Here is a 12,680-nt window from a genome sequence, read left to right as displayed (position 1 = left end):
CTGACCTTGCGCCCCCGGCTGTCGCACTTTTGTGCCACGCTGATGGCATGACCGATCAGCCGGTGCGCCCCCCGCACACCACAGTGCGACCCCCTCAGGGACAGCACCCGCGCCGGCACACCCGCTCTGCGATCCCACCAGCCCACCAGTGTTAGGCGACATCGTCTGATGGACATTCCCCTGCACCCCGCCGTGTCCGCCGAAATGGCGCGCGGCCAGCAATTCCTCGAACGAATCCGAGCGGCACGCCGAAACCTCGAACAACTACGGGTCACGGTGAGCTGCCCCGACGGCGACAACACCCTCGTCTTCGACGGCGACGGCATGATCGTCGAGGCGTCGTTCGCCGAGGACCTGTTTGACCGCTACCCCGGCGACAAGCTCAGTGAACTGCTGCTGGCCATGTCAGAGGAAGGATTTTCCCAAGTGTCACAACACGTCAGCGCCCAAGTCGCCGCGGTCGTGGAGCAGCGATGACAAGCAGCGACGCGCTGGACCTCTTCCTAAGCAGCTGCGCAGCCCTGGGCGCCGAAGTGTACGGACGCCGGCAGGTGCCCGATAAGCGCGCCGCGCGCAGCGGATTCGAGCGCCTGACCGTGCAGTACCCCGATCAGTGCGACGGATGGCTGGGCCTAGCCACCAGCGGCGACGCCAGCCGAGCGGTCCTGGAAAACGCCTACCGCGCCCTAGACACCTGCGGTGAGTTGATCACCGCAGGCGACGTAGCTGCTGACGCAATCGATTTCGCCTTCGATACCGGCCTGTACATCCAGCTGCACGCGCGCGGCGCCGACGGCGTCATCATGGCGTGCGCGGCCGCGCGTGCCGCCGCCGGTGACTACGCCGGCGCCCGCGATCTGCTCGACGACCGGTTGCTTGCGGCCGTCCCCGGCCCCGCCAGCTGGGTGTTGGCGGTGGTGTACTTCCGGGCCAAACGCTGGCATGACGTACGCCGGGTCCTGGCGCCGCTGGCCGCACAGGTACGCAACGATCCGTTCCTGCACCAAGCAGTACAGGTGGCCCTCGGCTTGTCCGGCGCCTATCTGGGCCTGTGGGAGCAGGGATTTGACCAATTGAGCAGCCAAGGGCAGGGGCCGATCGAGGCTGCCAGCGCTGAAGCGCTGCTCGGGGCGGGATTGTGCGCTCGAGCGCTGGGCCGCGCTGAGGCTGCCACCGCGCTGCTCAACGAGGCCTACGCCGTGGTGGGGATCTCCGACAATGTGCGATCGACGATCGCCACGGCGCTTAGCGATCCCGCTTTCGGGATCCACCCGACCACGGCGGCGCGCATCGATGCCCGCAACGACTACTGGGATCCCGAAACCGAGCCTGGCGAACGTGATTTCGTTCGCCAACTGGGGTCGGCGCGCCGTGAGGAACTCAAAGCCGAAGCCGCCGCTGAACTCGCCGATTTCGTCGGCATGGTCGACGTCAAAGAGCAAATCGCGCGCCTGGAGTCCAGCGTGCGGGCCGACAAACTGCGCGAAGCCCAAGGGCTGCCGGTGCGCAACCGCTCGTTGCACCTGCTGCTTGAAGGTCCGCCCGGCACCGGCAAGACGACCGTGGCTCGCGTGATCGCCAAACTGTTGTGTGCTGCCGATGTGCTGCCGTCCGACACCTTCGTCGAAGCCAGCCGGGCCGATCTGGTGGACCGAGTGATCGGCGGTTCTGAAGCCAAAATCAAAGCGATCATCGACCGCATTATCGACGAGGGCGGCGGGGTGTTGTTCCTCGACGAGGCCTATGCACTCACCGAATCGGATTCCGAAAGAGATTACGGCCGGGTGGTGATCGCAGAACTGTTGCGCGCCATGGTCAATCACGCCGACAAGCTGATGGTGATCGCCGCCGGCTACGCCGACAAGATGCAGGAATTCCTCGACTCCAATGAAGGTTTGCGGTCGCGGTTTACACGCCGCATCACGTTGCCCTCTTACACCGTCGACGAGCTGGTGGAAATCACGCTGCGCAAAGCCGATAAGGGCGGCAGCATCATCGCCGACGCTGAACCGCTGCGGGCCGCATTCACCGAGCTGGCTGATGCTACCGCCGTGGACACCAGCGGCCGGCGCCGCCGAGCGCTAGATGTGTTGGGCAACGCCCGCTTCAGTGAGAACCTGATCCAATTCGCCGAAGAGCAGCGCGATCACCGCCTCGACGTCACCGGCAAACTCGTCGCGTCGGCCACCGCCGAGGAGTTGCAGACCATCACCGCCGAGGACGTGCGCACCGCGGTCGCGCGTGAACTCGATCGCGCCGACAAGGAACAGAACATCAAGCTATCGCGGCACGACCGCGATCAAGGACCGCTCGTAGGGGCGGCACCGCAGCACGGAGAGGCGGTGGGTTCAGCTGAACCCGACTTGTGGCGCCGCGGTGCAGACACCGGCGGAGGTGCGTGATGACCGCACCGGTTACCCCACGTCCACGGCGGGGGTTTAAGTCCCGCAGCGTCGAGTTAGGGCCCACCTCGGCGCGCAAGCGGCCCTGGGGATTCGTTACCCGACACCAGGTTTCGGGCTGGCGATTCCTGATTCGGCGGATCAGCAACGGCGTCGCGCTGCGCGACACTCGGATGCTCACCGATCCGCTACGCCGGCAGGGGCGCGCCCTGAGCGTGGGCACCCTGATCGCGGCCGTGCTGGTGGCGGGGGCGCTGGTGCTGTCGATCCTCAAACCCGCCGGCGTCACCGGCACCAAGCACGTGCTGGCTGAACGGTCCACCAACGCGCTGTATGTGGTGGTCAACGACGAACTACATCCGGTGCTCAACCTGGCCAGCGCCCGCCTGATCTCGGGCCATCCAGATAACCCGACCGTGGTGAAATCCAGCGAAATCGACAAGTTCCCGTTGGGCAACACGTTGGGCATCCCCAATGCGCCCTCACGCATGGTGCAGTCCGATGCTCGCGACGCGCGCTGGATGGTGTGCGACGCTATCGGCGGCGCGCAAAGTGGCACAACGGTGATCTTCGGCGATCCGGTTGCCGGCTCAGGCCACGCGTCTGCACTGCCGGCGTCCTCGGCGGTGTTGGCCACCACCGACGGCGGCCAGACCGCCTGGCTGATCTGGGGCGGCAAACGCAGTCAAATCGATCTGCACAACGCCGCGGTCACCGCGGCGGTAGGAATCAATGCCGACACGCCCGCACCGCGGACCATCAACCGTTCACTGCTGAATCTGATTCCCGAGTCGGCGCCGCTGGTGGTGCCGTTCGTGGCCAACGCCGGGGATCCGCCCCGATTTGTGTGGCCGGTCGCCGGCCAGACGCCGCCGCCGGTGGCCTCGGTGGTGATCGACCACGACACGAACAACCAGATTCGCTACTACGTCGTGACCGCAGAAGGGCTACAGTCCATCTCCCCGGTGGTGGCGGCGATCCTGCGTGCCAACGACGCCTATGGCCTTGTCGAGCCGCCCGCCCTGACACCAGACCAGGTCGCCAAAGCGCCCAAAGCCACACCGATTTCGGTCGACGATTACCCGGCGGCGGCGCTGCGGATCATGGATCCTGAGACCGACCCGGTGACCTGCGGACAGTGGGTGAAACTGGCCGGCGCGCCCACGTCCAGCCTGACGCTGTTGTCCGGACAGAGCCTTCCCGTTGCCGCCGACGCCAAGCCAGTGGGGCTCACTGGGGCCGGGGCCACCACCGCCGCGCGGGTCGTGTTGCCCCGGGGCAATGGCTACTACGTGCAGGTCACAGGGCAGCAACCACAAGCGAAGACCAAAGAGTCGCTGTTTTGGGTCTCTGATCTCGGTGTGCGCTACGGGTTAGAAGACCCACCAGCTGGGCAGTCAACGACGTCCACGGCAGAAGTGCTGGGCTTGAGTTCGCCGCCGCTGCCGGTCCCCTGGTCGGTGCTGAGTCTGTTTGCGCCTGGCCCCACCCTGTCCAAAGCCGATGCGCTGGTTGCGCACTGATAAGGGAACTCCTTGATGCGAGAACGATTCCCCCATCGGCGCCGCGTGGCCGGTCCCCAGCACAAGGCCAAGGATTTCACCCTCAACCCCCCGCCGGAGCTGCCCCGCACCGTCGAGGTCGGCGCACTGAAAAAGGCGCTGCCATGGGTTTTCGGCGCGTCGATGGTCGTCATGGTGGTCTTCATGTTCATGACCGGGTACCGGCAGATGCAGCCGATGTACCTGTTCTTTGTGGCCATGATGGTGATCGCGCTGTTTCAGTCCATGCAGGCCCAGGGCGGCAACAGCGAACTGTCTACTCCCGAAGTCAATTCCGAGCGGGCGGAATATTTGCGCTGGCTATCGGGCAAGGGCGAAGAAATTCGGGACGTCGCGGCCGCGCAGAAAGCTAGCGCCGAGTGGTCACATCCAGACCCCGAGGTGCTTGAAGCGGTTCTTGGATCACCTCGAATGTGGGAACGTGGCGCTACCGACCCCGATTATCTGCATGTGCGCGTCGGCCGTGACGAGGTGCGGCTACAGAGCAAGATCAAGGTCAAACCCGTTGAGTCCGAACTGGATCTAGAACCGGTCACGTACACGGCGTTGCAGCACCTTAGGGCTGTGCAGCAATCGATTCCGCACTGCCCTAAGGCGATTGACCTGGCCAGTTACGGCATGATCGCCGTCTACGGCGACCAGGTGCTCTTTCGGGCGATCCTGCGGGCCTGGATGGCGCAACTGGTGTGCTGGCACACCCCCAACGACATCGCTTTGGCGGTGGCCTCGCCGCAATTGGAATCGCAGTGGAATTGGGCGAAGTGGTTGCCGCACACCGAAAGTCACGACATCGATGGCGCCGGGCCAGCACGGTTGCTGGGTATCTCGTTGCGTGAGGTCGAGACCATGCTGGCCCCGCTGATCAAGGATCGCGACAAAGTGGTCGACGACAAAGGAAATACCGACTCCGCGGCGGTGAGCAAATCGCACAAACACGTGGTGGTCGTGGTCGATGACCCCGGCGCCGGCCACGATGGGGTGCGGCGCATCGCCGCACGCGACGGCGTCACCGTGATCGCCTTCCGCGCGGCCGCCGGCCCTGACCGCGATTACGCGCCCCACTCGCGCGAGCTACTGCTGCGGGTGGCCCGTGACGCCCCCGACGCCGCCGTGCGAATGGACACGTGGCAGAGCTTTCGCTGGCAGACCTTTTGCGCTGAACCAGACGTGCTCGATGCGCACGTCTCGCGGCATGTGGCGCGGCAAATGTCGAAGTGGGACGCCGCGCCCACGAGCCGACAAAATGCCGAATCAGCTGCCGCGCAGAATCTTCTGGCGTTACTGGGTATCTCCAATGCCGCCAAGCTGGACGTCGAGACCCTGTGGGCGCCGCGGATGCTGCCCGTAGGAACCGGAGAGCCGGTGGATCTGTCACCGATGTTGCGGGTGCCGCTGGGATTGCAGCCCAGCGGGGCGCCGCAGATGCTCGACCTCAAAGATGAAGCCGACGGCGGCAACGGGCCACACGGGCTGATGATCGGCATGACCGGTTCAGGCAAGTCCACACTGCTGAAAACGTTGGTGTTCACGCTTTTTGCCCACCACTCCCCCGACGTGGTGCAGGCGATCCTCGTCGACTTCAAAGACGGTGCCGGCTTCGACGGCTTCGCCGGTTATCCACATGCGGTCGCTGTCATCACCAACCTCGAGGAAAAGAGATCCCACGTCGAGCGGTTCGGCGAGACGTGCCTGGGGTTGCTCGACCAGCGGGGTGTGGCGTTTGCTCACGCCGGTCGCCAGATCAGGGGCGCCGCGTTTGAGTCGCTGCGCGAATACAACGAGGCACGGGCCACTGCCGCCGGCAAAGATCTCCCACCGATCCCGTTCCTGTTTGTGATCATCGACGAATTCTCGTTGCTGCTGCGCGACCATCCGGAGATGGCCAAGGTGTTCGACACTGTGTGCCGCAAGGGCCGCTCGCAAGGGATCTTCTTCCTGTTTGCCAGCCAAACGCTCGACCAGGGCCACATCAAGGACATCGACAAGAACACCAACTACCGCATCGGGTTGAAGGTCGCCAGCGAATCCATCTCAAGGCAAGTGATCGGCAGCGGCGACGCCTACCACATCCCCGACGGCAAAAACGTCAAAGGCACAGGCTATTTCGTGCGCGCGCCCGGTGCTGAGCCGATGAAGTACCGCGGATTCATGCTCCCCGCCCGCTACGAGCCGCCGACCACGATCAGCCGCAAGGTCATCAACGCCAAGCCCCGCGCGCGGGTGTTCACCGCCGGTCGTGTCGAGCCTGACCCCGACACCGTGATCGAAGAGGAAATCGCCGGCGAATCAGTGATCGAGGGCCCGCCGCGGTCGCTGGTATTGACCGTCGGGCCGCAGTTGGCCTCCGCCTATGGCAAGCCCTCACCGCAGCTGTGGTCACCGCCGCTGGATGAGCCGATCCCGCTCGATGCCATGCTCACCCAGGCCGGCGCTGCGGACACGGCGACACCCGCAGCGGCCCCATGGTGGCCGCTGGGCAAAATCGATCGACCGCGCCAACTGAGCCACAGCCTGCTCAGTTACAGCGTTGATGACGGCAATGTGTCGATCCTGGGCATGCGCAAAGAGGAAGCGTCGATGGCGGTGCAGACCTTCATTCTGGCCGCGGCCGCCCGCTACTCCCCGCGTGACGTGGGCTTCTACGTCATGAGTTATGGCGGGCCGGCGGTGGGGACGCTCAACGGCCTGCCCCACATCGGCGCAATCGGCGGCAACGAGCGCGATGAACTGAACTTGCGGATCTTCGGAGACCTCGAGGCGGTGATCGCGCGCCGGCGCCGTATCTTCGATCAGTTCAACATCGGTTCGCTCGCTGAATTTCGTCGGCGGCGAAGCCAAGGCGATGAGCCAGGACTCGAGGACGGTTACCCCACTGACTTGTTCTTGGTGGTCGACGGCTGGGACAACTTCCTCGACGACAACACCTCGCTTCTGAATCCCAAGAACCCGCACGTCAAGAGTGTGGAACGGCTGGCCACCGCCGGCCGGGGTATGCATGTGCTGATCTCGGCGGCCAGTTGGTTGAAGTTCGGCAACGAGGTGCAAAACCACATCAACACCCGGTTCGAGCTGAAACTTTCGCAAGCTTCCGACTCCCAAATCAAGCCGCAGAAGACCGACGAGATGATCCGCCCGCAAGACCGCATCCCCAAGCACGATCTGGGTCGCGGCATCAACGGTGTCGGCGATGTCATCCGCTTCGCGGTGGGTCGCCTCGACGGTCAGCCCAGCATGGACAACTTGGACGAGAAGGTGCGCGAAACGGTGGCCACCGTGGCGCAGCACTACGCAGGACACACCCCGGTGCCGAGCCCGCAATTGCTGCCGGCGGTGGTCAGAGCGGCCGGCCTGGGTCAAGATCGGCTCGACGGAGAGCGGTTCGCCTTGGGTCTGCGGGGCCGCGACCTGCAGCCGTTGGTGCATGACTTCGCCCGAAACCCCCTCGTGGGCGTCTACGGCGACGACGAGAAGGGTAAGACGACCTTTCTCACCCACCTGCTGCGCAGCGTGGTCACGCGCCGCTCGGGTCCCGAGCAAGCGATTGTGTGCGTGTTCGACAGAGGTCTTGGGCTCAGCGCAGAGACGGCACGGCTCATCGAGGGCGAGGACTACTACGAGACCGACTTCGCTTCCATGGCCCAGCGTCTTGAGCAGATGGCGCACGTCCTTGACGGCAGAACACCGCCGAAGGATCTGCCCTGGGAAGAAAAGCGGACCTGGAAATTGCAAGGGGCGCTGATCTACTTGTTCGTCGACGACCTCGATGCCATTCCCGCCCAGCAGCAGATCTATGACCACGTCCCTGCCGGCGGTGTACCGGCCAGCGGATCGGGTCGGATGGTGCAGACCTGGCAGCCGATGCTGCGCCATTTCGCCTCTGCCAGCGAGGTGGGCTTGCGGGTGATCATGACCCACCGGGCGCAAGGAGCTGCTGCTGCGGAAATGTCGCCCAATACCGTGTCGGGTCAGCTGGCCAACCAAAACGCCGTCCGGATCATGCTGGGCTCCACGGCGAGCAATGACAAGGTCGGTGGAATGAAATTCCAGGACCTCGATCCCGGCCGCGGCTATGTGTTGGCCAGCGGCGGTCAGAACGAAGGATATGCCCAGTTGGCGATCCCCGACCAAATGTAACCGGAATGTTAAATGTGCACGATAGAGGTGTTAGCGTGTTAGTGCGCCTGCTGCAATTACCGCAGGTGTCATGTGTCGGCGGTACCGTGCATCTAACCGGGCCGTCAGGGGGCCGAATTGTCGGTGGCCGCACTGGGGCGGGGCAGCGATAATTACTACAAAACAATCGCGAATAGTGAAACCAGAGGGGATGTTGTTTCATGCAAGTTGATGTCACACCCGAAGCGTTGGCAGCCGCTTCAGCTCAGGTGGCTGCATTGACCGCTCGTCTCTTGGGCACCAACGCCGCGCATGCCGTGGCCACGGGTGCCATCCTGCCGCCTGGCGCAGACGCGGTGTCGGTGAAGACGGCCGCCTCACTGGTCGCTGAGGGTGTGTCGCACCAGGCGATGGCCGGCATGGGCAACACCCAGCTTGCCGCCTCTTCAGAAGGCGTCGGCGAATCCGGTATCGGCTACACCCTCGTCGACGGCATTCAGGCCGGCGCATACGGGGCCAGCGCCGGCATCAGCGTCTAGCTTCGATCATCTGGCAGAACGTGCACCCATGTCCTTCGACACGGTATTAGCCCAGATTTGGGTGGCGGCGCCGCCCGAAGTCCACTCGGCGCTGCTCAACGCTGGCGCCACCGCGGCGGGAATCACTGCCGCGGGAACGTCGTGGACGCATCTGAGTGCCGAATACATGGCGGCGCTGGCCGAACTCGAAGGGATCATCGCGGCTGTCGAATCCCAGTATCAAGGCGAGGCAGCCACCCAGTTCGTGGCCGCTCACCAGCCGATGCTGTTGTGGCTGGCCGACGTCGCCGCCAAGGCGGCGTTCACGGCCGGATCCCACGGCGAGATCGCGGCGGCCTACGAAGGCGCTGTCGGCGCGATGCCGACCATGGGGGAGCTGTTCGAAAACCATTTCGTTCACGGCGTGCTGATCGGTACCAACTTCATGGGCGTCAATACCATCCCCATCGGGCTTAACGAAGCCGATTACCAGCGCATGTGGCAGCTGGCCGCCGATGTCATGAGCACCTGGGATGGCGCTTCCAGCGCGGCCGCGACCTCCATCCCCCCCACCCCGATGTCACCGGTCACCCTGAGCGTCGGTACGGGGGAAGCGGGTTTGGCGACCGCGGTCTCAGCGGGATTCCATACCGCCGGGTACGGCACGATCGGCGGCGGTGCGGCAACCGGTTCCGATATCTCGAGCGACAAGCTGCTCGCGGGCAAAGCCGCGAGCAGTCCGGCCTCAGTCACGGACAAACTGCCGCCGGCGCAGAACCAAGCGCAAGCGGCCGGCAACCAAGACGGCACCGCCGAGCAAGGGCTGACCCAGAACATGGCCGGCAGCTTCTTGCAGCAAGCCGCATCCATCGGCCCTCAGGCCGCCCAGGGGCTCACGCAGGGCCCCGGCCAGCTGCTGACCTCAGCGCCCCAGCAACTCTTGTCGGCGCCCCAGCAGCTCAGCAGCATGCTGGGCCAATTCACCGGAGGGGGCAGCTCCCTGGGACAGCAGGGGGTGCCGGTCGGCTTCGCTGGCACCGGGGCCATCGGAGGATTCAACCCCGCCGGCATGACCAGCCTGGCCGGCGGTGCATTCGGCAGCGGGCCCAGCAAGCCTTTGATGCCCTCCACCTGGGGTGCGGCGCCGAGCACCACCTCGTCGCTGGCCAACAGCGCGCGTGCCATCACCCCCGTCGCTACCGGACTTCCCGGCGCCGCCGGATCCAGTGGTAGCGGCGCTGGCGGCGGCATGATGGGCGGCGGCGCCCACAACACCCGGGCCCGCGGTCAGCGGGTCAACACCTACGCCGACGACGCTGTCGACGAGGACGCCGACAGCGAAAAGGAGGCGTACGCAATGACCCGCTAGGACGCCTTCACCCACACTGCGGATCGCATCGACTAAATCCACAAGCCAATCCAGCACCGAAAATCACCATCGGTCCCCAAGAAAGGACACCGACAATGGGACTTCTTGACACCAACGTTCCAGCCATGGTCTCGGCCGGCCACAGCTTCGGTCAGAACGTGGCCATCTACAAGAGCACCCTGGCCGCCGCTGAGCAATCCGCCCAGGCCGCCCAGGCATTCCACAAGGGCGACTCGGCGATGGCCTTCCAGGCGGCTCACGCCCGCTTCGTCGAAACCGCCAACAAGGTCAACGCGCTGCTGGCCATCGCCGAGCAGAACGTGCACGAAGGCGCGACCACCTACACCACCGCCGACACCAACGCGGCCGGCGAATACGTCATGTAGCAGCCCGGGGGCAACCCCGGCTACACACCCACTAGACGAAGCGAAAGGTACAGCTCATGAGCCAAATCACTTACCAGTACCCGGCGATGCTCGCGCACGTCGGAGAGATGCGGGGCCACAACGCCGCGCTGCGCTCGATCGGTTCAACTATCGGCACCGAGCAGGCCGCCTTGGCCGCCAACTGGCAAGGCGACACCGGTCAGACCGCCAACCAGTGGCTGAGCCAGTGGAACCAAGCGCAAGAGGAGCTCGCTCAGCGCCACAACAACCTGGTCGAGATCCACGAGCAGAACACCATGAACATGATGAACTACGACCAGAACGAAGCCGCCAAGTGGGTTTAACCCGGCGCAACTAGCTCCAACACAGACAGGTGGGGCGGTCACCGTACGGTGGCCGCCCCACCTGCGCGTTTATGCGACGTCCGGTCTCTTCCGCCACTGTCTGAGCTTCGGCCCCGTCCTGTCTCGCTCGCGAGGAAAACGCCGGCGATCAGATCTCATCCCGGTTATCGGCGCTGGTGAGGGCCGCCAGGTGGTCGAGGGCGTCAACGACGTGATCAGAGATCGCTCCTGCTGAGGAGTGACCGGCGCCGGGCACCATGTGCAGCTGCGCTCCCGGCCATTTCTGTGCCAGTTTCCAGGCGACGTCGGGTGGGCAGCTCAGGTCGAGGCGGCCATGGATCAGAACTGCCGGTAGGTGCTTGATTCGGCTGACACCGGCAAGAAGCTCCCCCTCAGCTCGCCACGCCGCGTGCCGCCAGTAATGAGTGACCAAGCGCGCGAAGCACATTCGGAACCGCGGATCGTCATATCGCGGTATTGGCCGGCGCTCGGGTCCGAGGTTGATGTGGCTTTCCTCCCAGTCGCACCAGTCACGGGCAGCCTTGTTCCGCACCTGCGCATCGGGGCTAGCCAGCAGCGCGGCGTATTGGTCCACCAGGGAACCGTTGCGCTCGATGGCGGGTATGCCATCACGGAATCGCATCCATTCAGCGGGAAACAGCCGACCCACGTCGTGAGTAATCCATGCGACATCACTCGGACTGGTCGTCGTGACCGCCGTGAGGACCAGTCCAGTGACGCTGCCCGGGAACGCTTGGGCGTAGGCCAAGGCCAAGGTGGTGCCCCATGACCAGCCAACCAGCAACCACTGCGGCACGTCGAGATGTGCGCGCAGCAGCTCCATGTCGGCGGTGAGGTGGTCGGTGGTATTGGTGCTGAGCTCCACGGCCGGATCGCTGGCGGGAGGTGTACTTCTGCCGCAGCCACGTTGATCGAACGCCACAATGCGGTAGCGCTCAGGGTCGAAAGGCCGGCGCATCCCGGGCACGCAGCCCGACCCGGGTCCACCGTGGATGGTCAGTGCAGGGATGCCCTCGGGCTTTCCGCAGGACTCCCAATAGATTCGGTTACCGTCTCCCACGCCGAGCATGCCCGACTCATACGGCTCGATCGGCGGGTACAACTCGCCCATCGCCTCACCGTATCGACAACGGTTAGCCGGCGTCTCGCCACGGGTGCTCATCCAACATGGCAGCCACCACCTCAACGATCTCGGCATCCCGACTGTCACCACGGGCGGCCAGGCGCTCAACAGCGGCGGCAATGCGCTGCAGGAAGGCGCCGTAGACAGCGGCGGCAGCGGTGGCGTAGCTATCAGCGGCCTGCTCCTGCGGTGAACCCGTGTATCGCCCCGGCAGGCCGCGTAATTGCTGAGCCAAGTCCCAAGCTTGCTGCTGGACTGTATGCACCAAGATGCGCACCCGCTCGATGTCCCACGGCTGACGCGCTTGCTGCTCGGCCACACCGGCTTCGAGCAGATAGTCGATCTCGCGGACCGCGGCCAACGCGTCTTCGATCGGGCCCGTGTGCGCCCGCAGCTCCGCTGTCGGGATGGGGACGCTCAAGGCAATCCCCAGCTGCCCTGGTTCAGCGAGGACAGCGGCCTGGGCGTCCGCTCGTGCCCTCCCGACTCGTTCGTCGGCGGCGAGGCGGGCCGCTGCGATCTCTCGCTCGGCATGCTCATGTGCGGCGGCTACCCGCGCCTCCGCCTCCGCGCCGATGCGCTCGACTTCTGCCTGGGCCTGAGCTGTCGCATCCCCGGCGTCGGCGAGTGCCTTCGCGATCCGTTCGTCGGCGGCCTGGCGGGCCGCGGCGACCTGTCCCTCGGCCTGGCCGCGTGCTGCGGCCAGCTCGGTGGCGTGGTCGGCGTGGGCGCGTTCGAGTTGGGCGCGTAGTTCCTCGAGGGCTTGTTGGGCGGCCGCGCGTTCCTCGGCGCGTTCGGTGGCGCGTTGTTGGGCGCGTGCTTCTGCGGCGCGGGTGCGTTCG

General features: G+C 65.2%; 9 protein-coding genes and 1 pseudogene. 8 read left to right on the top strand and 2 right to left on the bottom strand.

Annotated elements, in window-relative coordinates:
- Window positions 1–168: 168 nt before the first annotated feature.
- From K883_RS25680 to K883_RS25645, 8 genes are all read left to right on the top strand, one after another.
- On the top strand, window positions 169–477 hold the full coding sequence (locus K883_RS25680) for a YbaB/EbfC family nucleoid-associated protein (protein ID WP_036456395.1): 309 nt from the start codon (window positions 169–171) through the stop codon (window positions 475–477).
- The gene (gene eccA / locus K883_RS25675) at window positions 474–2,402 is read left to right on the top strand and encodes a type VII secretion AAA-ATPase EccA (RefSeq protein ID WP_081914429.1); all 1,929 of its coding nucleotides are present in this window, start codon (window positions 474–476) and stop codon (window positions 2,400–2,402) included. Before K883_RS25680 ends, eccA begins: the two co-directional genes overlap by 4 nt.
- On the top strand, window positions 2,402–3,925 hold the full coding sequence (gene eccB, locus K883_RS25670) for a type VII secretion protein EccB (RefSeq protein WP_036456393.1): 1,524 nt from the start codon (window positions 2,402–2,404) through the stop codon (window positions 3,923–3,925). The genes eccA and eccB overlap by 1 nt, the downstream gene beginning before the upstream one ends.
- 15 nt (window positions 3,926–3,940) lie before the next feature.
- Window positions 3,941–8,098: a type VII secretion protein EccCa gene (eccCa, locus tag K883_RS25665; protein WP_051701211.1), complete on the top strand. Its 4,158-nt coding sequence runs from the start codon at window positions 3,941–3,943 to the stop codon at window positions 8,096–8,098.
- A 200-nt stretch (window positions 8,099–8,298) separates the two neighbouring features.
- Window positions 8,299–8,616 (top strand): PE family protein, encoded by a 318-nt coding sequence (locus tag K883_RS25660; protein WP_036456391.1) that lies wholly within the window; start codon window positions 8,299–8,301, stop codon window positions 8,614–8,616.
- Window positions 8,617–8,644: 28 nt separating this feature from the next.
- Entirely contained in the window at window positions 8,645–9,964 is a 1,320-nt protein-coding gene (locus K883_RS25655; protein WP_036456389.1) for a PPE family protein, read from the top strand.
- 95 nt (window positions 9,965–10,059) lie between these two features.
- Window positions 10,060–10,350 (top strand): WXG100 family type VII secretion target, encoded by a 291-nt coding sequence (locus tag K883_RS25650; protein WP_036456387.1) that lies wholly within the window; start codon window positions 10,060–10,062, stop codon window positions 10,348–10,350.
- 56 nt (window positions 10,351–10,406) lie between these two features.
- Window positions 10,407–10,694 carry a WXG100 family type VII secretion target gene (locus K883_RS25645; protein WP_036456385.1) on the top strand — a complete coding sequence of 96 codons (288 nt, stop codon included), beginning with the start codon at window positions 10,407–10,409 and terminating at the stop codon, window positions 10,692–10,694.
- Between the two features lie 148 nt (window positions 10,695–10,842).
- Here the strand turns inward: K883_RS25645 and pip are convergent, their stop codons facing one another.
- The gene (pip, locus tag K883_RS25640) at window positions 10,843–11,826 is read right to left on the bottom strand and encodes a prolyl aminopeptidase (RefSeq protein WP_051701210.1); all 984 of its coding nucleotides are present in this window, start codon (window positions 11,824–11,826) and stop codon (window positions 10,843–10,845) included.
- Between the two features lie 22 nt (window positions 11,827–11,848).
- Window positions 11,849–12,680 (bottom strand): annotated as a pseudogene (locus K883_RS28040) (hypothetical protein); the annotation flags it as partial.

It is taken from the genome of Mycobacterium sp. TKK-01-0059 (assembly GCF_000709305.1).
GTDB lineage: Bacteria > Actinomycetota > Actinomycetes > Mycobacteriales > Mycobacteriaceae > Mycobacterium > Mycobacterium intracellulare.
The sequence above is the reverse complement of the archived record's forward strand: the minus strand, read 5'-3'. Positions and strand labels throughout refer to the sequence as shown.